We start from the raw sequence: 24401 nt of genomic DNA on the forward strand, positions 1-24401 counted from the left end.
ATGAACAGCATCATTTCGGCTATAGGAACAAGTAATCCGGTAAACAGATTTCGGCAGGATAGAATCCTCAAATTTATGGTCGACGCGCATGAGCTGGATGATCTGAACTCCAGAAGACTCGAGAAGCTGTATCAGGTTTCCGGGATCGACTACCGCCATTCGGTGATAGATGACTTTGGAAAGGACAGGGGCGACTATGCGTTTTTCGGTAATGGAGAAGGGCTGGCACCCTTTCCAACCACCTCCAGGAGGAGCAGCCTCTATGAGCGTACAGCCCTGGAACTCTGTCTGCGTGCTATAGAAAAATGTTTAGGTTCTATAAGCTTTAACGCTCAGGAAATTACTCATTTAATCACGGTCAGTTGCACCGGAATGTACGCTCCGGGACTTGATATAGAGATTGTGGAAAGCCTAGATCTGAACCCAAATGTGGAGCGTACCTGCATCAACTTTATGGGCTGCTACGGCGCTTTCAATGCCTTGAAGGTCTCTGATTACATCTGCAGGGCACAGCCTTCGGCAAAGGTGCTCATTGTGGATGTTGAGCTTTGTACGCTGCATTTCCAGAAGGAAAATACGCTCGATAACTGGTTGGCCAATTCCTTGTTTGCCGACGGAGCCTCTGCGGTACTGGTGCAGCATGAGGATGCCACGGATGACAAGCTTTTCCGCTTGAACTCTTTTTATACGGAGGTGATCACCAAAGCACGGAACGAGATGGCATGGAGGATCGGCGACTTCGGCTATGAGATGCTGCTTACTAATCAGGTGGCCAAGCAGATTAAAGCGGGCATCCGTGATGTTGCAGATAAGCTGCTCAGAAAGGCGAATGTTGCTTTTGATGAGATCAGTCAGTTTGCTATCCATCCCGGAGGCCGAAGAATCCTGGAGGTGTGCGATGAGGTGTTTACCCTGAAAGCTGATCAGAATGCGCATGCCTATGATGTGTTGCGCAATTTTGGCAATATGTCGTCTACAACAGTGCTGTTTGTGCTGGACGAGCTGAGCAAAAAGCTGAAGACAGAGAAACGGGAGCAGCAGATCCTGAGCTTCGCGTTCGGTCCGGGTTTAACCTTTGAAAGCATGGTGTTGAGCTATGCCTGATTTCAGCAGAAGAGGCAGTGAGGACGAAATTATGGACAATTTCGCCCTCGACCACCGGGAGTTGGATCCGGTGTTGAAGGAGCTGGAGGTGATCAACAAACTTTTGGGAGGCTTCAGCGTGTTTTACGACGCCTTTAAGCAGCTGAACATGCAGAACGGCGACTCGGTGTGCGACTGGGGTTGCGGAGGAGGCGACAGCTTGCGGGTGCTGGACGAATATTTCAGGCGGCGGGAGCTACAGCTAAAGCTTGTTGGCGTGGATGCCACTGCGGCTGCTGTGGAGTTTGCCAGAAGGCGCCATGCCGGGTATCCCAATATTGAATTCAGGTTGGCAAATGTGCTGGAGCATGATTTCCGGGAAGGAGAGTTCGACGTGGTCGTCAGCAGCCTCTTTACCCACCATTTCGACGATGAGCGCTGGATCCTCCTGATCAGAAGAATGGTGCATGCCTGCCGCAAAGCGGTCATCATCAACGATCTTCACCGGCACTGGTTTGCCTATTATTCCATTGGGATGCTGACCACCTTATTTTCGCGATCGCCGATGGTTAGGCATGACAGCAAGGTGTCCGTGATGAGGAGTTTCAGCAGAGCGGAGCTGGAGGCGCTGATCCGCAGAGCAGGGTTTACACGTTTCCGCATCAAATGGATGTGGGCTTTCAGATGGCAGGTAATCATCTACAAATGAAAAAGACTCCCTCGATATTCATCATTGGTGGAGGCTTGGCGGGTCTCAGCAACGCCATACTCCTCAGCCGCGCGGGTTTCCCTGTTACGATCATTGAGCGAAAGACCTATCCCTTTCATAAAGTCTGCGGAGAGTACGTGAGCAATGAGGTGCTTCCTTTTCTTCATGAGCTGGGACTTGATCCGGCTGAAATGGGCGCCTCGGAGATCAGCAGGCTGGTGTTAACGTCACCACGCGGCAAGATGCTGGAGAGTCCGCTTGGGCTGGGTGGCTTCGGACTTAGCCGATATAAGCTGGATTATTCTTTGTATCAGATCGCTTTAAGAGAAGGTGTTGATATTGTTGAGGGAGAGAAGGTTAATGATGTGTCTTTTCTGGATGGAGTCTTCGGAGTCCAGATAGGGGGACAGCAATATGAAGCAGATCTGGTCATTGGGTCCTACGGTAAGCGCTCCAATCTGGACCAAAAGATGGGGCGAAGTTTCTTCTACGAAAGGAGCCCGTATATGGCTGTGAAGTATTTTGTTAAGGGTGATTTTGCGCATGATACTATTCATCTGGATAATTTCGATGGGGGCTACTGCGGCTTTAATAAGATAGAGGATGATCTGTTCTGCCTATGCTATCTGACCCGGAACAAGCACCTCAAGAAGTTCGGATCCATACCGGCAATGGAAGAAGCTGTACTCATGAAAAACCCTGCGCTGCGACGCCTGTTCAAGCAGGCGGAATTCGTTTGGGATAAGCCGGAGAGTATTAATGAAATCGCGTTTCAGCGCAAAAGCCTGGTGGACCAGCATATCCTCATGTGTGGAGATACGGCAGGTATGATCGCCCCCCTCTGCGGAAATGGTATGGCTATTGCCTTTCATTCGGCGAAGATCCTGTCAGGGCATATCATCCGCTTATGCGCTACAGGCTTTAGTGAACAGATCAGGGCGCAACTGGAGCGGGAATATGCGTCCAGCTGGCAACGCGAATTCGCTCTGCGTCTGAAGATAGGCAGGGGCATACAGCGAAGTTTCGGCAGGCCCCTGCTCTCGGAACTGGTCGTAAGTGCTATGCGGGCCCTGCCGGGTGCTGTCCCTGCGCTGATTGAACGAACTCACGGCAAACCTTTTGTCTAGCTCAACGGAGCACTTCTCCCTGAGTTACGGCATTTAACTCAGATTGGGCAAGCCGGTAATTCAGCTGTGCAGCATACAAGTCCGCTTCTGCTTTGGCGAGGGTTGAACGTGCGGCTAGCACGTCGGCCGGAACGTTCAACCCCGCTTCACGCTTATCTTGCTGGATCTCGAGCTCCTGGGATCTGAAGGTCAGTACCTTTTGTGCAGCATTGATGAGTGCTTCAGCCTGACTGATCTTCCGCACCGCCTTCTCAATGTCGTTATTCAGTTGTTCGATCGTGTTGGCCTCGTTTTCTTTCGCCTGCTGCAATTGCAGGGAGCGCTGACTAAGCACCTGCTTATTGGCAAATACATCCTGAATATTCCATTTGAAGTTTAATCCTGCAAAGGGATTATTGGTTGGGTAGAGGATGTTTCCCTGCTGATAGGTGTAACCTGCAATGACACCCACATCGGGAAGGTAGCTTTGTTTTGCCGCCTGTATTCCCAGCTTCGCCTTGCTTACCGTGAGCGAGGCAATGTTCAGATCTGCATTGCCGGATAAGGCTGCGGTCTGGTAGTCGGCCATAGCTTTAGGTTCTGCCCGGTCGACCGGAACAGGACTAAGGTTGGCCTGCTGAACGTCCATCCCGGTTAGACGCTTCAGGTCGGCCGCATAATCCTCGCGCTGGATCTGCAGCTTCAAGAGTTCCTGCTCCTCATCGGCGATGCTGGCTTGCAGTCCCTCCTTGTTGAGGTTGATGGTTTTGCCTGAAAGGATAGCGCTCTCCACGTCGTACAGTTTGAGTTTGGCTACTTCAAGCTTTGCTTTAGATTCTTCTTCTTTTTTCCTGTTTATCAAGATGCCGAAGTAGAGCTTTTCGACGGCTTGCTCAATCTGCTGTGCCGCTTTTCGCTTCTCATATTCTGCTATCTTAACCTCTGTTCTGCTGACCTGGATACCGGTGTTGATCTTGACCTGCTGCGTAAGGGGCTGATAGATCGTAGCCCCGGCGTTGAAGTTCCGATGCTCGCCCAGTTGGAACGATTTATCGGCAGCTGGAAGCTGGATGGTGGTGTTGGCATTCAGCGGCAGCGCGCCGAAGGACCCTTGCGGGATGACGAGTTCTCCGGTATTGGCGTTGTATTGCCAGGTGGAGTTCAGCATCACTGCAGGGTAGCGCTTGATCATGTCTTCCCGCGTTTTGGCGTTTTTCTCCTCAATCTGGAGGGACTTCACTTTGAGCAGGTGATTGTTCTGCAGCGCCGCGTCGATAGCTTGCTGAAGGGTCAGCGTTGACTGCTGCGCAAAGGCGGGCATTGCGGCAAAGGCCATCAGGCACACAGCGGCTATGCGATATGGGGTGTTTCTAGTGTTCATGTTGTTCTTCCGTTTTTGCAGTGCCTGCATTTTCCTTGTCGCGGGATTTTATCCAGCTGATGTACATCACGGGTACGGTCAGAAGTGCCATGACCATGCTCCAGATTACGCCGACTGCGATGACGCTCGCCAGCGGACTCCACATGGGTGAGCCTGAGATGATCATCGGCAGGACGCCTATTGCTGCCGCCATTGCCGTCAGGAAGATCGGGCGGAGCCGTCTTTTGCCGGCCAGGATAGCTGCATTGCGGATATCGAGTCCGCTATCAAGGAGTTCATTCGTGTGGTCGATCAGGATAATGGCGTTGCGGACCACGATACCTGAAAGGCTGATGAGTCCCACAAAGGCCGTGAAGCCGAAGTTGTTGCCCGTGATGAAGAGTCCGAATAGGGCGCCAAACAGACTCAGGGGGATGGTGAGCATGACGATGCCCGCTTCTTTGAGATTGCGGAACTGGAACAGCAGGATGAAAAAGATCAGGACCAGACTGATCATCAATACGATCATCATCTGGCTGAAAGTCTCCTGCTTGTTGGCGTATTCGCCGCCATACTCAATGTGATAGCCGTAGGGTAAAGCGATCTTATTGATGTCTGCCTTAACGCGGCTCAGAAGCTCGGAAGGGAGCAGGTCATGCTGTGTTTCACTCTGTACGGTCAGGGTCCTTACGCCGTTGCGGTGCATGATTTTCCCTGTTTGCCACTCGGGGCGAATGTCGGCGATCTGTCTCAGCGGCACGTGAGCACCGGTGACAGGCGACTCCAGATAGATATTTTCCAGGTCACTGAAGTTTCTGCGCTCATCTGCATCAAGACGCAGCACGATGTCAACAGGATTGTTTCCTTCGTACATGGTCGATACAGGGGCTCCAGAGAAACCGGTATAGACCATCTTGGATATACTCTCGGTTGTAAAGCCGAGACGTCCGGCTTCATTTCTCAGCTTGATATCGATTCCATAATAGTCTTCACGAAAGTCACTGCGCACCAATGCGCTTCCGGGTGTCTTTCTGAAGACCTCTTGTACCTGGTTGCCCAGCTTTTTCAGCATGTTGATATCGTCACCGCTGATGCGTACTTCAACAGGTGCCTTTAACGGCTGTCCCTGCTGCATCAGCTTGACCTGCGGCATGCCTTCCGGAATCAGCCGGTTAATGAGGGGCTGAAGCTCCGCGGAAAGCGACTCGGTAGTTTCCTCTGTAGTGGTATTGATCAGGATCTGTGCGTAATTGCTGATCGGTACCTCCGGAGAGAAGTTGTAGTAGAAGCGCGGCGCGCTGGTCCCGATGAAGGTGGCAAAGGATGTTACACGTTCGTCTGTTTCGACCAGGTGCTGCACCTTCATGATGGCCTGTTCTGTTTTTTCGAGCTTCGTGCCAGTAGGCATCCAGAGCTCGACAACGAACTGGTTGCGCTCGGCTGCCGGGAAGAACTTCTGCTTGATGGCTCCGAAGTAGAGGAGTCCCGCCAGAGGAATGGTGAGCATGCTCATCACAATGGTGAACCGGGGCCGTTTGCCGCACCAGTCGAGCGCCGCATTATAGCCGTTCTGCATCTTGTCAAGCAGCGATTCTTTCTTATGTCCTTCGGCCGGCTGACTATGATCATGAAGTCCTTTTTTGATGAAGGAATAGCATAGGAGCGGGGTGAGCACCATCGCAACCAAAAAGGAAGAAGCCAATGCGATGGCGACGGTAAGTGGCAGGGCATGGATGAACTCGCCAACGGCACCCGTAAGGAGAACCATAGGGAGGAAGGCGGCAATGATGGTGATGGTGGCTGCCAGGACCGGTACAAAGAGGTCTGTGGCACTGCGCCAGGCTGCGGTCCATCGGTCCACACCCTCATCCAGAAGCTCCACGTAGTTGTCGGCAATAACGATGGCATCATCCACCACCATTCCCAGGACAACAATAAGGGCAGCAAGGGATACCTGATGAAGTTCGATTCCGAAGGCATGCATCAAAGCAAAGGTGATGGCAATAGTCATGGGGATAGCCATTGCTGCGACGGTAGCAATGCGGAGCGGCAGCAGCAGGATGACCACGATGACGACGGAAACAATGGCCAGGAAGAACTCGCGGATGAAGTGCGAGATATTCTCATTGACCAGCTCGGGCTGGTTGACAATGGTGCTCAGCTTCACATCAGGAGGCAGAAGCTTTGATACTTCGTCCAGCCTGGCACTTACTTCCTCACCGAACTTGACAATGTTATTGCCTTCGAGCATCTGCACCGTCAGAATAATGGCTTTATTACCGTTGACGGTTGTTTTTGATGTAGGTTCTGCGTAATCCCTCTTGAAAGAGGCGAGATCGCCGAGGCGGATAACGGCACCCGATTTGGAAGTGCCGACGATTTGGTTGCGGATTTCCTGTTCGGTGTTGTAGTACCCACGGGTATAGAGCGGCGTGATGTTGGTCTCCGTTTTAATGTCGCCGGTCGCGCTGATGGTATTCTGCGACTGCAAAACGGTAACCACCTGCTGCAGGCTCACTCCGTACTGAGCGAGTCTTTCAGAACCGGAAGTTACCTGGATCTGTTCTTTTTGCTCGCCTACGCGTTTAATCTTAGAAACAGATTTTACGCCGCGGATATATTCTTCGACCTTCTCCGCATAGTCTTTTAGCTGGGAGTATGTCGCCGTATTGCTTTCAATACCGATAACCAGGGCTTCAGTATCGCCGAAGTCTGAATTGACAATCGGGCCTCTTACGCCGGGAGGGAGGTCGATCTGTCTGGCAAGCAGTAGCTGATGGCGAAGCTTGCTCCAGAAAACATCGGGTTGCTGTACTTTCTCTCCAAGCTCAACATTGACAACCACCATTCCGTCTTGTGTAGTGGAATACGTTTTGTCTTTGCGGACCTCTTCAAACTGGAAGAGGTATTGCTCCAATTTTTTGGTAACCTGATCTTCTACCTGGGCAGAATTAGCGCCCGGATAGTAGGCAATCACCAGTCCTTGCCTGACTGTGATCTTCGGGTCTTCACGGCGTGGCATATTGAGCAGTGAGTTTACGCCGACGGCAAATAACAGTAATAATACTGAGAGCGTTACCTGCTTGTATTTAAGTGATGCTTCAATGAAGTTCATAACGCGCTTATTTAGTCAGAGATATAGAAGCGCCGTCTGTCAGCTTCTGCTGGCCGCCGGTTACAATGAGTTCCCCCTCGCGGATTCCCGCTGTGACCTCGATCTGGTTGTCGATCAGTTGCCCGACGGTAACGTTCCGTTTATAGGCCTTCATTTGCTTGTTGTCGGCTATAAAGACGTAAGTCTGATTATCGGTATCGTGTAGGACCGCTTCGGCCGGCAAGGTGATCATCTGGCTGGTGGATCCTTTTTCTATCCGGAGCTCAGCAATCATGCCCGGTCTGATGAGTAGTCCCGGGTTGGCAAGGTCGACCTTCACGGCGAAGGCGCGGGAAGTAGCTTCCGCAGCAGACCCGATTTCGGTAACCTTACCCGTGAATGTTTTATCAAGCGAGGAGATGTAAACCTTCGTTTGATCGCCCAGCTTTACATGCTTCAGTTCGGTTTCGGGAATAAAGGCATTCACCTTTACGCGACTGATGTCAGAAACAACGAACAAGGGAGTTCCCACTCCGACGATCTCGCCTGTTTCGGCCATCTTTTTGAGCAATACGCCCGAAATAGGGGAATAAAGACGTGTGTCGGCGAGATTCTTCGCATGAAGTTTCTGTTGCTGCCGCGCCTGCTGAAGGGTGAAGTTGACTTTATTGAAATCGCTCTGGCTGACGCTGTTGCGCTCGTACATGAGCTTGACGCGGTTATATTCATCTGTTACCTGGCTGACCTGGATATCCGCCTGTGCCTTGGCGATTTGGTAGCTGGAGGGGTCGAGGCTCGATAACAGTTGTCCTTTTTTGACGTTTTGACCTTCCTGCGCGGCAATGAAGTTGATCTTACCCGCCACCATGAAGCCGAGGCGTACGGTGGTATTGCCTTCTACGTTGCCGCTGAGCGACAGAGGCGTACTTGAGCTCATGGTTGAGACGGGTTGGGTGACCACCGGGATGGCGGTGTAGCTGGCGTCAGCAGATGGGCTTTTTTTACCTGACTGGCATGAGATAAGTGCCAGGCTGAACGCGAGAACACTTACACGAAGTTTTGATGTCATGATCGCATATTTGAATCTTTAACAAAGTTGAACAAATAAGTGTGACGACTTTTTAATCTATATTAAAAAAACAAGGCAGCGATACCTTTTTAGACGTTATTTCTGTGCCCGGATAACGCTTAGCGTCTGCTGTGTGATGCCAAGATAGGAAGCGATATGGCCAAGCGGTGCGCGTAAAAGAATATCGGGATTCTCATGAAGCATTGTTTGATAGCGCTCCTGAGCCGACTGAAACTGCAGGGCGGACAAGCGGTCGGAAAAAGTTCTGAGGACATCGATGAGGAGCATTCGCATAAACTTCTCAAGTGCCGAGGATGCTTCGATATGCTTTTCGAGTGTTGGGAACCGGACGGAGCGGACGATGCTGTTTTCAAGCACTTCGATTCCGTAAGGAGATCTGCGGTTATAAAAGATACTGTCTATGGGCATGGTAAATGCGTTTTCTGCGAAGAAGTGGTGCGTGATCTCCTTGTCATTCTTCACATAGAAAGTCCTGACCAGCCCTTCTTCGATGAAATACACTTTGTTTGACAGTGTATTGGGCTCCGTGATTTTATATCCCTTTGTATAATGATCCCTTCGGAAAGCCAGATCCAGGCTTTGTTCCAGTTCAGGATTCAGGGGTAGCTGTTCCCTCAGATAGTCGCTCAATTGCATTGGTGCCGCATTTGGGAATAAAAGTAGGGATTTATCGCGTAAGCTGAAACCTGGCGGACCTATACGATAGTCAGGAAGCGGTGGAAACCTGCGCATTTAGGGCGGTGCAGGGGAGATAAAGAGATGTTAGGTGTTCGGCGCTTGTAAGCCCTGGGCCCTGTTGCGAGGCAAACAATCAGCTTGTTACCCTGTTTAGGAGATCGAATACGGTCAGCAATGGCCGGCAAACCGATTTTTACATTATGGTATTTAATTTTCGTACTCTGAAGAGATGTTCCGCACATTTCCTGTTGGTTTTTTTTACCCTTGGTGCCCTGACCAGCTATGGACAGGATGGTTTTCTAAAGAGTGACACAACGGCGGCCGAAGCCGCGCCAGCGCTGCCACCTGATTCTTTAGGACGCAGAACACCCAGAGGAACAGTAGAAGGCTTTATCAGTGCTGTAGCAGAAGAGAATTACGAAAAGGCTGCGATGTACCTGAGGACGGATAAGGTACTAAAGAAGAACCGCAATAAGGTGAAGCTCGCCCAGGCACTGGAACATGTAATGAGTGACGGAACCATCTTTCCATATACTTTGATGAGCAATGATGAGAAGGGTAAGCAGGATGACAACCTGGGGCCAAGTCTCGAGCGTATCGGCACGGCTTCGGTGAACAACGAGTCCTTTGATCTGCTGCTCGAAAGCACGACTGCCAAAGACGGCGGAACTATCTGGCTGTTTTCGTCAGAGACGATCCAGCGCCTGCCAACGCAGGTCGAGGCAGCACCTATGGCGCCTTTGATCGACCGGCTGATGCCGGAAGTGCTCAACAGCACGAAATGGGGCGGGGTGCCTATCAGTCATTGGTTCGGCCTGATATTGCTGATCGTTGTAGCATACGTCATGGCTTGGGTGCTCACAAAGGCTTTTCTGCTGCTGATCCCCCTCTTGTGGAAGAAGTCGCGGAACGACCCCTATGCAGGGATCCTCAGAGCGTTTTCTCTGCCCGTGCAGATTTACCTGACGGTTTTATTCTTTGTGATCTGCAGCAAGGAGGCCGGCATTTCCATCATCGTACGGCAGCGGTTTAGCAACCTGACGGTGGTTGTGGGACTGGTTGCCCTGTTGCTGCTGCTCTGGCAGCTGCTCGACACGTCGACCCGCTATGTTGAGAAGCGAATGGGCAAGAGACGCAATCAGGCGGCAGTATCGGCAGTGCTGTTCCTGCGCAGGGCCGCAAAGATTGCCCTTGTTTTTGTAGGGATCATCATGGTGCTGGGTACCTTCGGATTTGATGTGACTACCGGAATAGCTGCTCTCGGAATTGGAGGTATCGCCCTGGCTCTGGGTGCTCAGAAGACGGTCGAGAATTTCGTGGGAAGTGTGACACTGATCGCTGATCAGCCCGTGAGAGTAGGGGATTTCTGTAAAGTAGGCGATATCGTGGGAACCGTTGAACAGATTGGAATGCGGTCGACACAGATCCGGACGAATGACCGTACGGTGGTGACGATCCCCAATGGGGAGTTTTCTTCTTTGAAGATCGAGAACTTCTTCCATCGCGACCGCTTCTGGTTCCACCCGGTGTTCCGTATCCGGTTTGAAGCGACGCCTGATCAGCTACGCTACCTCCTGGTGGAGATGAGGGCGGTGTTGTATGCGCATCCGAAGGTTGATCCTTCATCTGCGCGGGTGCGATTTATAGAGATTGGCACCGATGCGTTTAAGCTAGAGGTTTTCTCCTATATATTAGCCGCGGATTTCGACCGTTTCCTGGAAATTCAGGAAGATATCTACTTGCGAATGATGGATGTGGTAGCCGCCAGCGGTACTGGTTTTGCACTATCGTCTCAGACGGTGTATCTGGCACGGGAAAAGCAGCCATCAGAAGAGAAGACGGCTGAGGTACATGAGACGGTAAAAAAGTGGGTTGAGGATGGAGATCTGCAGATCCCTGCTTTCGATCCTGAGCGCATCAAGGATCTGCAGAATAAGATCGTATATCCGCCCGAAGGCTCCAGTGTTTACAAGAACGAGCAAAAGGGGATCTAACCCGACTGCCTGCTTAGCCGACAATGCTAAGGTTGTATTGCTCAGGCCTGCCCGGATTAAAGGGCAGGCTCTGCCTTCGCTTCGCGGCGTGATACTGAGTAGACCATCCACATGACCAGAGCCGAGAGAATGGTTACCAGAAAGTAGCTGTATCCCAGGTTTAGTTCATCTTTGGCAGGGAAGAGGCTGACTACACCATAGCTGAGGAAAGATACGATGACATAGGTGATCCCGCCCGTAAGTCCGCTCGCCACGCCAGCATTGTTGGGGAACCTGCCCAGACAATAGGTGAAGTAGTTGTTAAAGATATACCCCGCGGTAACGTGGATGATAAAGGCGAAGAATATCATGCTGTAGAGGTTCGATACCAGTGGGATGCTGAGCAGCATGACGACGACGAAGAGTAGCTGCAGGCCGTTGTTGACGACCATCTTTTTTACAAAAGGGCGATTGATGGTTGCCTTGCCTGCGAATCCTCCGGTCATCCAGGCAAATCCCAGAATCAGTGAACTGTATCCGGCAATGATCGGATTTCCATTGAAATGGTGTTCGATGATGAAGGGCCCGGTCATATTAAAGACCATGACCATGCAGTATGCAAGACCCAGCATGACCAGGCCGAGACTGAAGCTAGGAGTCTTCAGCATGTTGCCATATATCCCGGATATTTTACTGAGATGGAACTCACTGTAGGTTTTTAGCGTTTCACCGCTATAGATGAATTCAAGGGCTGCCAGGATCAGGGCCATTGCTGCCAGAAAATAGAAGTTAGACTCCCAGCCAAAGGCGTTTTGCAGATAACCGCCCACGAAGGGGGCAATGATCGGACCCGTTGACCAGATAATGGAGAACAGGCTGAGAAAATGCTTCAGCTTGTCGCCTTCGTAAACGTCCACAAAGAAAGCCCGCTTGGCAACGATGATGGCGGCGACGGTGAACCCGTGTATGATACGCATCAGGTAAATGAGGTAGATATTGTTGGTAGTTGCGATCACGACGCAGGAGGCAGCGAATATGAGCAAGCAGACAAGACTGATCTTATATCTTCCGAAGCTGTCGACAATGGTGCCTATGAAGAGCTGTGATACTCCGTAGGTGATGAGGAACAAGGTGAGGGTAAGCTGTACCTGGCCGCTGCCTACACCCAGCACATTGCACATAGATGGCAGTGAGGGAAGATAGATGTCGGTTGCGAAACCCGATAACGGGAGCAGGGCAAAGGCAAGGATAGTGGATATTCGTTGATTGCTGTCTTTGAGAGGTTTTGTAGTAGTAGAATGGTGCGTCATAATTTTTGCAATTATACGGCATGCAGAATTGTAACATTTCACACGATTGTAAAGAGTTAAGCCGAATTGTTCCTGGGAATAGTAGTCGCGTGATATTCAGGCTGCAAAGCGGAGGCCTAATTCTATCAGGAATTAAAGTAATTGGGCACCAGATGATTAAAACATTATTTTTGAAAAGCCTTTTCGTTTTTCAGGAATCCACTATATTTGCGACACAGTTTAGGGGGGATTAGCTCAGCTGGCTAGAGCGCTTGCATGGCATGCAAGAGGTCATCGGTTCGACTCCGATATTCTCCACTTCACAAAAAGGCTTTTAGAATTTCTAGAAGCCTTTTTTATTGGGTAAAATCACAGAAACAATATTCGCGGATTGATCTGCACTTATCGGCAAATTTCCCTTTGACAATCCGAGGCTTAGAGACTGTTCTGTTCCAATCGTTGCCAAAATCCAATTTCAAGGATTCCATCGCAGTGTATCCAAGGGTTTTCATGGGAGATACTGAAGAGAGCTAAACCCCAATACTGTCAAATGATATTAAACGCTATCGCGAAGCGGATCAGTTGCGAGAATGATTTAGATTCAAGCTTATTCAGGATGTTCTTCCTATGATTATTGACGGTATTAAGTGAAATAAACAATTTGCAAGCAATCTCGTAGCTGCTTTTATCATTAGCAATAAGCCTGATGATTTCCTTCTCACGTGATGTCAGGGTGATGTATCTGCAAAAATTCCTTTTTACGAAGCTGTTCTGTTCCAATAGGTAATTCAGTTGCTGGCCAGCATATTCGATTTTTTCCACGTCTACTGCAATATGAATGAGTTGAAGCGCACCATTAATACCGGTACCCGGAGAAAACAAACTATGTGTCAGGTACCATCTAAAATCAGCTGTCGGGTTAGACCTGACGCGTTGAAAAAACGAATACGATGCGGTATGATCATTCTGATTGATGAATTCCTCCAAACGGGGTCTTAGATCATTCAATTCTTCATTAGGGAAAAAGTTCAGGAAATAGGCAGATCCCATCTCCTTCAATTCATCATTGGTATGCTTCAGGATATCACAACCTCTTTTATTCATATAGAGATTGGTCATTGTGCCCAAATCCTGTAGCATCACACTACCTGGAATATGGTCTCCCAGATCGTATATCGTTAAATGCTGATTTTCAAGATAACGACCCAGTGAAAAAATGGCTGCCTGGCAACTAACATATTCACTTAATAAGGCGGAGTTAAGTGGTTTCATACTAAAAATGTAAGTAATGGTCAGTTAAGCGAGCAAGGGAGAAGGGAGATCAGTACACCGATAGAAGTTTTGTTAAAGTACTATAAATCATTTAACATGAGAAAATTTTTTTGAGAAAAATTCTTTCTAATTGAAAATGCATATTTGTAGTTTAATTGGTTCTGAAGATAGCTTCCTAAGCCCGCATATTTTGGACGATTGCTTACCCGGCTTAATATGCTTTCCGCGGTAGAATTACCGTGCGGAGGCCTGGTCAGCACTCCTGGCGCTGATTAGTTTCCCCTTATCGTAAACCTTAACTGAATCCAGGCTTCCGTCTTCCTTGTAGAATTCCCACTTTCCGTCATAATACCAATGGATCATCTTGTCGGTTCTGTCGAGCCCGGTGTTGCCGGTGGATTCAACTTGCTTGTTGGGATAGTAGTTGATGACGTGGGCTTTGTTCGCCTTAAATTTTTCCTGTCGGAAAAGGATGCCATTGGTGTAATGCTTCCAGGTACCTATTTCATTGCCTTTACGGTATCTTCCTCTGGAAGTTAATAGTTCTTCGGATGTGGAATCCTGATAAACCCACCTGCCATGGCGCAGATTGTTTTTAAATTGGTTAATGCGGCAGGACGCGGCCAGGATACACAAAATAACAAGGCTTAAGATTTTGTATTTCATAGGATTAAAGATATAACTAATCTATTAGTTATCAAAGGAGGCCAGCGGAAATTAAATTTGAGATCAAACAGTTGGCTTATTGAATGATGCTATGTGAAGACAAAGTCATTTAATAGACTCGGGAGGGACTAATCATATCATAACAACTATTTTTGGAGTTTTGATGTTAGATAGATTAGTAAAGATTAAAATGAGTACAACAAAGCTTCAACATATTCCATTTTCAGTATTAGACCTGGCGACAGTGGTTGAGGGACAAACCCCTGCTGACTCCTTTAAGCATAGCCTTGAGCTTGCCCGCCACGTTGAGCAATTGGGTTATACCCGCTATTGGCTTGCTGAGCATCATAATATGCCGAGTGTTGCCAGTTCCGCAACAGCTGTTTTGATCGGCTATATTGCTGGTGGTACACAAACCATCCGTGTGGGATCAGGAGGAATTATGCTACCCAACCATGCTCCGCTCATTGTTGCCGAGCAGTTTGGCACCCTTGAGTCCCTGTACCCCGGGCGTATTGACCTGGGACTGGGCAGAGCGCCGGGTACGGACCAGCTTACCGCATTGGCTATTCGTGGCGAGAACATGCACGGTGCCCACCATTTCCCGAGCGATATTAGACGTCTCCAGCAGTTTTTCTCTGAAGACAACTTCGACAGCAAAGTAAGGGCAATCCCCGGTGAGGGTCTGGACATCCCTATCTGGGTTCTGGGATCAAGCACAGACAGCGCACGTGTAGCAGCAGCAATGGGCTTGCCTTATGCATTTGCCAGTCATTTTGCGCCGACCTACTTTATGGAGGCCATTAAACTTTATCGTGATAATTTCCAGCCCTCAGAACATCTTTCCCAGCCTTATGTTCTTGCTTGCGTGAACGTGATAGCGGCGGATACTGACCAGGAGGCGGAGCGACTATCGACTTCGGTGAAGCGTATGTTTATGGGTATTGTAACCGGAAGAAGAAGCCTGTTGCAGCCACCTGTGGATAGCATGGACAATATCTGGAACATTTACGAGGAGCAGGCGGTTAATCAGATGCTGACCTATTCGTTTATAGGCGGTCCGGGTAAATTAGCCCATGACCTATCGGCTTTTGCGGAAAAGACTGGAGTGAATGAAATCATGGCCACTTCGCATATCTATGATCATCAGGCACGGCTGAAATCGTACCAACTCTTTTCAGAAGTGTTTAAATAAAGCGTTCAGCAGCAGCTAATAAATAAGAGCCCTATGGAAAATACATCATCAGCTATCAGCATACTGTCCATTGACATTGGCGGATCATCAATCAAGGCCACCATCGTAAGCAGGGAGGGCGAGATGCTTCAGGAATACAAAAAGTCGAAAACTCCTAAGCCTGCGAGTCCGGCTGAGGTTCTGCGAGTCATTAAGTTGCTGATAAAGGACTTTCAGGCTTATCACCGGGTATCGGTGGGATTTCCGGGCTATGTAAAGAACGGGGTAATCTGCACCGCTCCTAATCTGGGCACAGCCATGTGGAAGGGGGTTGACCTGAGCAAACTTCTAGGTGATTCACTGGGTAAACCGGTGCGAGTAGCGAACGATGCAGACCTTCACGGACTCGGTGTGGTAAGCGGCAAAGGTCTTGAGCTGGTGATAACCCTGGGTACAGGCTTCGGGACCGCGATACTGATGGACGGTATCCTGCTGCCGCATCTGGAACTTGCACATCATCCTGTGACTAAAAAGCGCACCTACGACGGATTTATAGGCGATAAGGCCTTTATTGAAATCGGAAAAAAGAGGTGGAACAGGCGTATGAAGCAGGTTATCCGGGTTCTGAAAACAGTCTTCAACTATGATCGCCTGTACATTGGTGGCGGCAACGCGGATGAGCTCGAATTCAAGCTGGACGACAATATAGAGATCATTACGAACCGTGACGGTATAAAGGGCGGCGCTCGCTTATGGCAGCTGCACGATGAGGAGGTGTTGCGACCGGAGAACGTCCAGTCCTGACCAGAGCTCCCTGCGAGGGAAATCTTTTGCTTGTAGCGGAATTTTAAGAGCTCTTGCTTATCTTGGATAAAAAAATAAGCAGGCAGCTTGATGAAAATAGAAAAAATTGATATTTATCGCTTCAGTATCCGCATAGAACCTTTCGCCATCGCTACAGGAACCATGCATTTTGCACAAAACGTCTTTATCCGTGTACACGCGGAAGGAGGCTTGTACGGAGTTGGTGAATGTTCTGCGTTTCCGATGATTGTCGGGGAGACGCAGGAGACCTGCCTGGAGATGGCCAGGAACTTTGCCAGCATCTGGAAAGGGAAGGACGCTCTGGATATCGAGTCGCGTCTGCACGATCTGGATTCCTTTGCTGCGAAAAATACGACCATCAAGAGCGCTTTTGATATGGCGCTCTATGACCTCGCTGCGAAGCATGCCGGTCTTCCGCTGTATCGCTTTCTGGGCGGCACAAAGAGAGCGGTGGAAACTGATATGACGATAGGTATTGCTCAAACGCAGCAAATGGTGGACGCGGCTCTGAAGTACAAGGGACAGGGTGCCCGTGTGCTGAAGATCAAGCTGGGGAAGGATGCCGCAGAAGATGCGGCCCGGATGAAGGCGATCCGTAAGGCCGTGGGAGAGGAGATGATCCTGCGGATCGATGCTAACCAAGGCTGGTCTTTTGAAGATGCGTTATATGCGTTGAAGGATATGGACAGGCTGAACATCCAGTTCTGCGAACAGCCAATGAGAACCTGGTACGACGACTATCTGACACTGCTTCGAAGCGAGTCTCCGGTCAGGATCATGGCAGACGAAAGCTGCTACAATCATCATGATGCCAGGCGCCTGATCAACTCACGTTCCTGTGATTATCTCAACATCAAACTTTCAAAATCCGGCGGAATACATGAAGCCCTGAAGATTCATCAGCTTGCTTCTGATGAAGGGATGCCGTGTATGATCGGCACCATGCTCGAAAGCCGCATCGCCCTTAGTGCTACTCTTCATCTGGTGTACGCCTGTCCGGGTATAACTTTCTTCGACTTGGATAGTTGCCTGCTCGGCTTCCTGGAGGATCCCGTGAAAGACGGCCTTCGTTATGAAGGTTTCTTCCTTGATATTGATGAACTTCCCGGAATAGGTGCCGATGCTGACGAGGCCTTTCTCGAGAAGTGTGAGCGCTGGACTATATAAGCTGCTTTTCCCGGTAAGCTTCCCGAAGTACCTGAGCTAAGGTTTCCAGATCTTCATTGGTATGCAGCGCATTGAGCACCACCCGTTTCAGGCTTGGGCCTGAAGGGTCGGGATAAGCAAAAGCGGAGATGAGGATGTTGTGTTTGTCGAAAAACTTTTCGTCCAGCTCTGCTGGCAGAATAAATACCGGGAAGTTGAGATTGTATTTCAATCCTGGAAGATCGTGTGTCAGTTCTGCAAGGCGAGTGATATTCCCCTGCAGCTTTGCACGCTGTGCGGCATAGATGTGTTGTCCCCGGATAAATGCATAAATCAAACCTGGGGAAAGCGGCGACACAGAAGTGTATTCAACCGAATTGCGCAGACGATCAGCATCCTTCCGGGAACAGCTGATAGCTCCACCAGTAATACCAAAGGCCTTTGAGAGCGAGTAGGTGAACGTATAATGCACGTGAGGGTGCCTGGGTACCTTGCTGCTTACGCCTCTACCCACCGCTCCAATCAACCCTATGCCATGCGAATCGTCTATGATGACGTTAACGGGTTGCCGGATTTCGCTCACAAATGAAAAATCATACATCGTTGCTGTAAGGGGACTAAGGGAATCACTGGCAATAGCAAGGGGCTTATCCTGATCACGGATTTCCGCCTCATGAACTAACCAGGCAGACCATTCTGCGAAATCCGTGTATGGCGTGCTGTTCCGTGCTATAGCGGGATGGGATTGTGGGGCGTTGAAGAGGTCGGCAGCCCGATTGGCCGTTGCCAGCTGCCCGGCTGCGAAGCCGGAGGGGAGCAGCACCGTATCCTCTGATCCCGTGATTGCCGATAATAATGCTTCGCATTCCTCAAATATCTTCAAACGTGTGTTTGATATTCGCGAAGACGGGAACAACCAGCCGAATTTTGCCATACCCTCGGCGACGAGATCCACAAATTCTTCCTGATGGCTAAGTCCGAGATAGTTATATCCGGAGAAAAAAAGAATCTGCCGCCCGGCGGCATGTGCTGTACGTCCCGCTTTGCCATCGAGAAAAAATGCTTCACTCTTGTCGCTCATATGCCCTGAATAGTCGTGTTTATAGCAGCAATTTATCGTTTTATCAGGGGCATTTAAAATCTGAAGCATAATATTCTTCCCTTTAGAAATTTAAAATAGTACTTCCAGCAAAAGATTATTCAATATTTATACCTTTAGCGAACCTAAATCTTATTATCATGAAACCTTATTCCATCATTGTGTCCTTTTTGCTGTTTTTTCTACTGCAAGGGGCAACGGCTCAGACCTATGTTCAACCTTACGGAAAAGTAGATCAGGCAACATTTGACTTGAAACAATGTCCCTTTGAGCCGGACGCGAATGCCATGGTGTTGTTCGATAAAGGTGACGTCTACTTTAACAGCGATTTTGACATTGTCTATCAGCGTCATAAACGAATCAAGATTTTCAATGAGCATGCTAAAAATGAGGCGGATTTTCGTATTGAATACTATTCGATACGCGATTACGAAAAGATCATTAGCGTGCAAGCTCAAACAATCAATCAGAAAGATGGTAAGACGGTGATCACCAAGCTTGCGAACAATCAGAAGTTTACACAGCAGGTAGACAAATATCGTTCGGCAATAGTATTTACGCTTCCCGACGTTCAGCCGGGATCCATTCTGGAAATAAAATATACGCTGCAAACAGCTTCTTTTGGGAACTTTCCCACCTGGAAATTCCAGAGCTCACTGCCGGTGGCTTATAGCGAACTGACCACTTCAGTTCCCGACATGATCATCTATAAGCCCCTTATTCGTACTAGTCAGCCCTTTGAAAAGAATAAGACCTCTTCGGCATCAGGTTCCTACACTTCCGGAGGACAGGTGATCACGTACAATAAGGATGTGAGGACAATGGCTTTAAAAGATGTTCCATCACTGCCTGAAGAGCCGTTTATGACATCCAAGGCAGATAACCTTCAGTCTGTTATGCATCAGCTGGTTCAGATCAGGCCCGTCGGTGGATTTGTAAGTACCGGAAACGATACCTGGGCAAAGATAGGCGCCATGCTTGTCGATGACGAGGATTTTGGAAGCCAGTTCAAGAAGAAACTTGAGGGTGAACAGGAACTTATACAGAAAGCATCGGCCATGTCTTCCAACGATGCCCGCATAGCCTACCTCTTCAAAGAAGTAAAGACGAGGATGAAATGGAACGAGCACGATAACTGGTACACCAACGACGGAATTGGCAAGGCCTGGGAGAAGAAAACCGGGAACTCCGCTGAGCTAAACCTGATTTTGTACAGGTTACTTTATCAATCGGGCGTGAAAGATGCACAACCGATGGTTGTAAGCACGCGCGACAATGGCAGAGTGAACGTTGCATTTCCCTGGATCTACCAGTTCAACCGGGCAGTGGTCTACATACCGATTGATAGCGCACGGTATTATGTTCTTGATGCAACAGAAAAGTCGAATCAATACAATATTGTACCCCGCGATCTCCTGAATAACTTTGCTCTGATTGTAGACCGGGAGAACAAGACAGCAGATGCTAAATTCCTGCAAGCTGCCCAGCCCTCGATAGAAAATATCCTGGTTCAGGGAAGCATTAATCCTGAAGGCCTTATCACAGGAAAGGTGAAGCAGTTTTATTCGCTTTATAACCGGAGCAATCTGATGAAAAGACTGCTTGAAAAAGGGAAGGAAAAAAACAATGAGCTTCTTTCGGATAAGGACAGTAAGCTGAAGGTAGAAGGGGTGAATCTGGAGCATGATGAGGCAGACTCTCTTTTCATTAATCAAGACTTCAACTTCAATATTGAGACTGCGGGATCGGACGGTAATTACATATACTTCAATCCAAATATGTTCAGCTCTCTGAAAATAAATCCATTTTTAAAAGAAAGCAGAAAAACCTTAATAGATTTTGGTTGCGGCAACCAGCACTTTATACAGGGTGCCTATTCCATTCCTGCAGGCTATGCGGTAGATGTTCTTCCCAAGTCGATCAATATGGTGATGCCGGATAAAAGCATCACGTTCAAACGCGTTACAGGGGTGCAGGAGAACACAATAGTAACACGCTTCGTGATCGACTTCAAGAAAAGTATTTACTTCCCGGAAGACTACCCGGAGCTGCATGAATTCTACAAACAAATGTATCAGATGCTAAACGAGCAGATCGTCCTTAAGAAAATCTAATATGTTCCTTTCGAAAATCTGGGGTACCTTGTTACTTGTTGTAGCAGGTTCCCTCTTTATCGATGCTTCTGCGCAGAAGAAGCAGGCAGATCTTTCACTGTATACTGCATCGGCCATTCCCGACTCGATGAAGAAGAATGCAAACGCGGTAATCCGCATGTCTAAAACAGATGTGCAGGTGCGGTCGTCTTCTAAAGTGGCGATCAAAAAACATCAGATTGTCACCATTCTCACTGACAAGGCAGAGGATGATGCAACCCTTGTTCTCTATTACGATAAGAAGTTCCTGACGGTCAGCGACCCGGAGATGATCGTGTACGATGCAGAAGGTAAATTGCTCAAGCGCTATCGCAAAAGTGATATGTACGACAGGGCGGCATACGATGGTGTCTCATTACTCACCGACGATCGGATGATTGTTGCGAGTCACACCATAGCAAGCTATCCCGTAACCGTGGAAATTAAATACGAGTACACACGGAACGGCTTCCTTGATCTGTCCGACTGGTATATCCAGCCAGAAGAGACCTCGGTGATATCATCATCTTACAACATTATGGTCGATCCATCTATAGGATTTAGATTTAAAGAGAAGAACATTGACCTGAAGCCAAAGAAATCGACTGTGGAAGGTCTGGATGTGTATTCCTGGACGGTATCAGATCTGAAGGCTCAGAAGCTGGAGGAAGCGACACCCGGCTGGGTCGTCCTACCTTCTATTTCTTTTGCAGCCGACAAGATCATGTACGGGGGGCATGCAGGCGACTTTAGCTCCTGGTCGGGTTTTGCTGCCTGGCAGAGCACGCTTAACAAGGATGTGAGTGACCTGTCGCCACAGCGGCAGGAGGAGATTCGCAATTCGGTTGCCTCGTTCAAGACAGACAGGGAAAAAGCCAGGTTCCTTTACGAAGCGATGCAGAAGGAAATGCGCTATGTAAGCATTCAACTGGGCATAGGCGGGCTCAGGCCCTTTCCTGCAAGTTTTGTCGATACCAAGAAATACGGTGATTGCAAAGCACTATCCAACTACATGCAGAGTGTTTTGAAAGCAGCAGGGATTACATCTTACTATGCCATCGTGAATGCCGGCGAGAATGAAGAACCGGCTCTTCCGGAATTTGTTAACAATCACTTTAATCATGTGATTCTATGTGTCCCGCTTGCAAAGGACACCATATGGCTGGAATGCACCAATTCCAATGTTGCCTTTGGAAAACCCGGAACTTTTACGGAGAACAGATATGCGCTGCTGGTGAAGGATGGGGGTGGGGAGCTTGTTAGGACACCTGCCAGTAGGATGGAAGATAATGTGTTTACTGCTGAAGCTAAGATAGCGGTATCCTCGTCCGGCTCTTCAAAGGCCGACATCAAGCTGACAAGCACCGGATCCTATCGGGACATTTTCCTGGGCTTGTCCGCCAGTAAACTGGAAAATCAGAAGCAATACCTGATCCGGTATCTTAATCTACGCCAGCCAGACCAGTTCGTTATCAGTGAAATCAGTGATGTTGATGGGAAAAGAACCACTGGCATTCAGCTGGATTATAGTAATCTGAGTGAAATGAAAACCGGGGATAAGGCATTCTACCGGCCCCGTATCCTCGATATCTGGAAAGCGACCCTGCCTGCGAAGGATAGCCGGAAAACGGATGTTTACTGGTCTTGCCCGTCGATGAGCAGCCAGGTATCTGATTATACGTTTCCTGCCGAAATCGAAGTGGAGGCCTTGCCTGCCGATGTCTCACTAAAATTTTCATACGGCAGCTTCGAAACCCGCTACTCCTACAACAAGGAGACCAACACGGTTAAATGCAGCAGCCAGTTCATCTTGAATAAACACGTTATACCTGCCGCTAAATACAAGGAAATGCAGGTCTTCATGGACGACATCTCTCGTAGCCTAAGCAGAAAGCTGATCGTTCGCAAGAAAGCTTAATGAAAGCGTGTTTAAGGCCTCAGGGCCTTAAACACGTCTTTTGGGAAATGATGGTGTCTTTCCATTGCTGTAGTTTCTCAGGACTGTAGAACTTAGCCGGCGTCTCCAACTTACAGATTCTGATGCCTTTCTCCTGGCAATGGGCAGCTATCGCACTCAGCTGTTTCTTCGTGTTAGGTATGCCGTTGAACGTTTTTCTCGTGAAATACACCGCTTTTAACCGGGGAAGCGAATCAATGATCGTCAAGATGTCTTTCCACTCGGTGGCACTGGAGTCAATAAAAGCATCGTCTACATTTCTTTCCTCGCCGGCAGGCACCTTAATGCCGTGGATCAGATCAGCAAAGTCTACTTTATGTGCAGCCATAAATCTCCGCTTTTCTTCAAGCGCCGCATCTTTCAACGGCTCTTCAGCCCAGCACTGAGGCAAGAGGTGCCACAAAAATGTCCGTTGCCTTCCATAGAAAAAGTCCGTTCCATCCTCGGTATCTCCGCTGAATATTCCCAATATCAGGATTTCTGTTTCCGGTGCGATTCTATGGTCTCTGAACTTATGTAATATCTGGGGCATGCTCTGCTATTTTGCTAATTATGCAGCCAAGATACTACATTATCGTCAGGAAGCCTTCCTATGAGGATCTCAAGCCCACATCCCCTCTGTAATTATTTGATTGAAACTCTATCTTGTGCAGTGCTGGCAGATGATAATATGGATTTTAGTTATTAGGTTTGCCACAAAAATTTTTATAGATGGATAATTTGATATATCACCCGGGACTCATCACTTTCTTCGGTGTATTGGTCTTGATCATGTTGCTGCTTGACCTGGGTGTGTTTAATAAGAAAAGCCACGTTATATCAAATAAAGAGGCTATGTGGTGGTCTATCGCCTGGATCGGTCTGTCTATGGCCTTCAGCGGTGCTATATACTACTTCGCGGGCTTTGAAAAGTTCACCCAATATCAATCTGCGTACTGGATCGAAAAGGCGCTGTCTGTAGATAATCTTTTTGTGTTTATTCTGGTGTTCTCCTTCTTTCGCGTGCCAAGGGAAGTACAGCATAAAGTGCTGTTCTGGGGGATTTTAGGCGCCTTATTCTTCCGTGCGATCTTTATATTCGCCGGTGTTGCTCTGATTGAGGCTACCTATCTGAACAAGATATTGAGTTACTTCGGGCGGGAAGGATTCAAGTACGACATCAATATTGTTCTTTTTCTGTTTGGTATATTCCTGCTGTACGCCGGATTCAAGTCATGGGGCGGACATGGGGATGATGATGAAGATAAAGATTACAGCCAGAGCCCCGGGGCTCGCCTGATCCACCGCTTCTTCAAGGTCAGCAAGAACTTTGACGGTGATAAGTTCTTTACTGTTCAGAACGGTGTGAAGATGGCAACTCCTTTGTTAGTTGTCGTGACTGTTATCGAATTCTCCGACTTGCTCTTTGCGGTTGATTCCATCCCCGCGATATTTGCTATCGCTCCGGATGATCCCTTTATTCTGTACACCTCTAACATCTTTGCTATTTTAGGATTGCGTTCATTATATTTTCTGCTAGCGAATTTCATGTACATGTTTAGTCGTCTTACATACGGATTAGCGATTATCCTGGCCTTCATTGGTCTTAAAATGGTTGTCAGTCCTTTCTACCACATTGAGTCATCGCATTCACTTATGGTAGTTGTAGGCGTCCTGATCGGTTCTGTGGCCGCATCCATTATGTTCCCGATAAAGCCGGAACCTGAAACAAAGAAATAGCTTTCAGCCAGACATAAACGAAGAGAGGT

The 24401-nt window shown here is 48.7% G+C and carries 19 protein-coding genes and 1 tRNA gene; 11 read left to right on the top strand and 9 right to left on the bottom strand.

All coding sequences use genetic code 11. The annotated features are described in order from the left end of the window. From ACO1NU_RS14705 to ACO1NU_RS14715, 3 genes are read left to right on the top strand one after another with little or no spacing between them, the layout of a single operon-like run. Positions 1-1104, top strand: coding sequence for a type III polyketide synthase (locus tag ACO1NU_RS14705; RefSeq protein ID WP_448819246.1), 1104 nt, complete (start codon positions 1-3; stop codon positions 1102-1104). Continuing rightward, positions 1097-1792 (top strand): methyltransferase domain-containing protein, encoded by a 696-nt coding sequence (locus tag ACO1NU_RS14710; protein WP_448819247.1) that lies wholly within the window; start codon positions 1097-1099, stop codon positions 1790-1792. The genes ACO1NU_RS14705 and ACO1NU_RS14710 overlap by 8 nt, the downstream gene beginning before the upstream one ends. After that, positions 1789-2919 carry an NAD(P)/FAD-dependent oxidoreductase gene (locus tag ACO1NU_RS14715; RefSeq protein ID WP_448819248.1) on the top strand — a complete coding sequence of 377 codons (1131 nt, stop codon included), beginning with the start codon at positions 1789-1791 and terminating at the stop codon, positions 2917-2919. The genes ACO1NU_RS14710 and ACO1NU_RS14715 overlap by 4 nt, the downstream gene beginning before the upstream one ends. Before the next feature lies 1 nt (position 2920). On the opposite strand, the gene ACO1NU_RS14720 is transcribed toward ACO1NU_RS14715, so the two are convergent. From ACO1NU_RS14720 to ACO1NU_RS14735, 4 genes are all read right to left on the bottom strand, one after another. Continuing rightward, complete coding sequence (locus ACO1NU_RS14720; RefSeq protein WP_448819249.1) at positions 2921-4279, bottom strand: TolC family protein; 1359 nt, start codon at positions 4277-4279, stop codon at positions 2921-2923. Further along, positions 4269-7373, bottom strand: coding sequence for an efflux RND transporter permease subunit (locus ACO1NU_RS14725; RefSeq protein WP_448819250.1), 3105 nt, complete (start codon positions 7371-7373; stop codon positions 4269-4271). Before ACO1NU_RS14725 ends, ACO1NU_RS14720 begins: the two co-directional genes overlap by 11 nt. 7 nt (positions 7374-7380) lie before the next feature. Then, positions 7381-8421 (bottom strand): efflux RND transporter periplasmic adaptor subunit, encoded by a 1041-nt coding sequence (locus ACO1NU_RS14730; protein ID WP_448819251.1) that lies wholly within the window; start codon positions 8419-8421, stop codon positions 7381-7383. Between the two features lie 96 nt (positions 8422-8517). Further along, the gene (locus ACO1NU_RS14735) at positions 8518-9174 is read right to left on the bottom strand and encodes a Crp/Fnr family transcriptional regulator (protein WP_448819252.1); all 657 of its coding nucleotides are present in this window, start codon (positions 9172-9174) and stop codon (positions 8518-8520) included. 146 nt (positions 9175-9320) lie between these two features. Between ACO1NU_RS14735 and ACO1NU_RS14740 the strand changes: the two genes are divergently transcribed. After that, positions 9321-11114 carry a mechanosensitive ion channel family protein gene (locus tag ACO1NU_RS14740; RefSeq protein ID WP_448819253.1) on the top strand — a complete coding sequence of 598 codons (1794 nt, stop codon included), beginning with the start codon at positions 9321-9323 and terminating at the stop codon, positions 11112-11114. Between the two features lie 56 nt (positions 11115-11170). Here the strand turns inward: ACO1NU_RS14740 and ACO1NU_RS14745 are convergent, their stop codons facing one another. After that, a complete protein-coding gene (locus ACO1NU_RS14745; RefSeq protein ID WP_448819254.1) occupies positions 11171-12403 on the bottom strand; it encodes a Bcr/CflA family efflux MFS transporter in 1233 nt (410 codons plus the stop codon). 223 nt (positions 12404-12626) lie between these two features. Between ACO1NU_RS14745 and ACO1NU_RS14750 the strand changes: the two genes are divergently transcribed. Next, positions 12627-12700 (top strand) — tRNA-Ala (locus ACO1NU_RS14750). 228 nt (positions 12701-12928) lie between these two features. Here ACO1NU_RS14750 and ACO1NU_RS14755 read toward each other — a convergent pair. Together ACO1NU_RS14755 and ACO1NU_RS14760 are read right to left on the bottom strand one after the other, a co-directional pair. Next, on the bottom strand, positions 12929-13654 hold the full coding sequence (locus ACO1NU_RS14755; RefSeq protein WP_448819255.1) for a helix-turn-helix domain-containing protein: 726 nt from the start codon (positions 13652-13654) through the stop codon (positions 12929-12931). Between the two features lie 234 nt (positions 13655-13888). Beyond that, positions 13889-14320, bottom strand: coding sequence for a toxin-antitoxin system YwqK family antitoxin (locus tag ACO1NU_RS14760; RefSeq protein ID WP_448819256.1), 432 nt, complete (start codon positions 14318-14320; stop codon positions 13889-13891). Positions 14321-14510: 190 nt separating this feature from the next. Here ACO1NU_RS14760 and ACO1NU_RS14765 point away from each other — a divergent pair, with 190 nt between their 5' ends. The 3 genes from ACO1NU_RS14765 (at position 14511) to ACO1NU_RS14775 (ending at position 17486) form a co-directional block, all read left to right on the top strand. Then, a complete protein-coding gene (locus ACO1NU_RS14765; protein ID WP_448819257.1) occupies positions 14511-15515 on the top strand; it encodes an LLM class flavin-dependent oxidoreductase in 1005 nt (334 codons plus the stop codon). 33 nt (positions 15516-15548) lie between these two features. After that, on the top strand, positions 15549-16298 hold the full coding sequence (locus ACO1NU_RS14770) for an ROK family protein (protein WP_448819258.1): 750 nt from the start codon (positions 15549-15551) through the stop codon (positions 16296-16298). A 90-nt stretch (positions 16299-16388) separates the two neighbouring features. Continuing rightward, positions 16389-17486, top strand: a complete 1098-nt coding sequence (locus ACO1NU_RS14775) for a mandelate racemase/muconate lactonizing enzyme family protein (protein ID WP_448819259.1) — start codon at positions 16389-16391, stop codon at positions 17484-17486. On the opposite strand, the gene ACO1NU_RS14780 is transcribed toward ACO1NU_RS14775, so the two are convergent. After that, entirely contained in the window at positions 17479-18546 is a 1068-nt protein-coding gene (locus ACO1NU_RS14780; RefSeq protein WP_448819260.1) for an aminotransferase class I/II-fold pyridoxal phosphate-dependent enzyme, read from the bottom strand. The genes ACO1NU_RS14775 and ACO1NU_RS14780 overlap by 8 nt on opposite strands. A gap of 158 nt (positions 18547-18704) precedes the next feature. Here ACO1NU_RS14780 and ACO1NU_RS14785 point away from each other — a divergent pair, with 158 nt between their 5' ends. Both ACO1NU_RS14785 and ACO1NU_RS14790 read left to right on the top strand, forming a co-directional pair. Next, the gene (locus ACO1NU_RS14785) at positions 18705-20678 is read left to right on the top strand and encodes a DUF3857 domain-containing protein (RefSeq protein WP_448819261.1); all 1974 of its coding nucleotides are present in this window, start codon (positions 18705-18707) and stop codon (positions 20676-20678) included. A gap of 1 nt (position 20679) precedes the next feature. Then, positions 20680-22614, top strand: a complete 1935-nt coding sequence (locus ACO1NU_RS14790; RefSeq protein WP_448819262.1) for a DUF3857 domain-containing protein — start codon at positions 20680-20682, stop codon at positions 22612-22614. A 19-nt stretch (positions 22615-22633) separates the two neighbouring features. Here ACO1NU_RS14790 and ACO1NU_RS14795 read toward each other — a convergent pair whose 3' ends face one another. Beyond that, positions 22634-23185, bottom strand: a complete 552-nt coding sequence (locus tag ACO1NU_RS14795) for a hypothetical protein (RefSeq protein WP_448819263.1) — start codon at positions 23183-23185, stop codon at positions 22634-22636. 179 nt (positions 23186-23364) lie between these two features. On the opposite strand from ACO1NU_RS14795, the gene ACO1NU_RS14800 reads away from it, so the two are divergent. Beyond that, positions 23365-24372 (top strand): TerC/Alx family metal homeostasis membrane protein, encoded by a 1008-nt coding sequence (locus ACO1NU_RS14800; protein ID WP_448819264.1) that lies wholly within the window; start codon positions 23365-23367, stop codon positions 24370-24372. The last annotated feature ends 29 nt before the right edge of the window (positions 24373-24401 follow it).

It is taken from the genome of Arcticibacter sp. (assembly GCF_053551015.1).

Excerpts from the sequence above, each read along its gene's own strand:
- ACO1NU_RS14705 (WP_448819246.1), top strand. The coding sequence starts at position 1 with ATGAACAGCATCATTTCGGCTATAGGAACAAGTAATCCGGTAAACAGA.
- ACO1NU_RS14710 (WP_448819247.1), top strand. The coding sequence starts at position 1,097 with ATGCCTGATTTCAGCAGAAGAGGCAGTGAGGACGAAATTATGGACAAT.
- ACO1NU_RS14715 (WP_448819248.1), top strand. The coding sequence starts at position 1,789 with ATGAAAAAGACTCCCTCGATATTCATCATTGGTGGAGGCTTGGCGGGT.
- ACO1NU_RS14720 (WP_448819249.1), bottom strand. The coding sequence starts at position 4,279 with ATGAACACTAGAAACACCCCATATCGCATAGCCGCTGTGTGCCTGATG.
- ACO1NU_RS14725 (WP_448819250.1), bottom strand. The coding sequence starts at position 7,373 with ATGAACTTCATTGAAGCATCACTTAAATACAAGCAGGTAACGCTCTCA.
- ACO1NU_RS14730 (WP_448819251.1), bottom strand. The coding sequence starts at position 8,421 with ATGACATCAAAACTTCGTGTAAGTGTTCTCGCGTTCAGCCTGGCACTT.
- ACO1NU_RS14735 (WP_448819252.1), bottom strand. The coding sequence starts at position 9,174 with ATGCGCAGGTTTCCACCGCTTCCTGACTATCGTATAGGTCCGCCAGGT.
- ACO1NU_RS14740 (WP_448819253.1), top strand. The coding sequence starts at position 9,321 with ATGGTATTTAATTTTCGTACTCTGAAGAGATGTTCCGCACATTTCCTG.
- ACO1NU_RS14745 (WP_448819254.1), bottom strand. The coding sequence starts at position 12,403 with ATGACGCACCATTCTACTACTACAAAACCTCTCAAAGACAGCAATCAA.
- ACO1NU_RS14755 (WP_448819255.1), bottom strand. The coding sequence starts at position 13,654 with ATGAAACCACTTAACTCCGCCTTATTAAGTGAATATGTTAGTTGCCAG.
- ACO1NU_RS14760 (WP_448819256.1), bottom strand. The coding sequence starts at position 14,320 with ATGAAATACAAAATCTTAAGCCTTGTTATTTTGTGTATCCTGGCCGCG.
- ACO1NU_RS14765 (WP_448819257.1), top strand. The coding sequence starts at position 14,511 with ATGAGTACAACAAAGCTTCAACATATTCCATTTTCAGTATTAGACCTG.
- ACO1NU_RS14770 (WP_448819258.1), top strand. The coding sequence starts at position 15,549 with ATGGAAAATACATCATCAGCTATCAGCATACTGTCCATTGACATTGGC.
- ACO1NU_RS14775 (WP_448819259.1), top strand. The coding sequence starts at position 16,389 with ATGAAAATAGAAAAAATTGATATTTATCGCTTCAGTATCCGCATAGAA.
- ACO1NU_RS14780 (WP_448819260.1), bottom strand. The coding sequence starts at position 18,546 with ATGAGCGACAAGAGTGAAGCATTTTTTCTCGATGGCAAAGCGGGACGT.
- ACO1NU_RS14785 (WP_448819261.1), top strand. The coding sequence starts at position 18,705 with ATGAAACCTTATTCCATCATTGTGTCCTTTTTGCTGTTTTTTCTACTG.
- ACO1NU_RS14790 (WP_448819262.1), top strand. The coding sequence starts at position 20,680 with ATGTTCCTTTCGAAAATCTGGGGTACCTTGTTACTTGTTGTAGCAGGT.
- ACO1NU_RS14795 (WP_448819263.1), bottom strand. The coding sequence starts at position 23,185 with ATGCCCCAGATATTACATAAGTTCAGAGACCATAGAATCGCACCGGAA.
- ACO1NU_RS14800 (WP_448819264.1), top strand. The coding sequence starts at position 23,365 with ATGGATAATTTGATATATCACCCGGGACTCATCACTTTCTTCGGTGTA.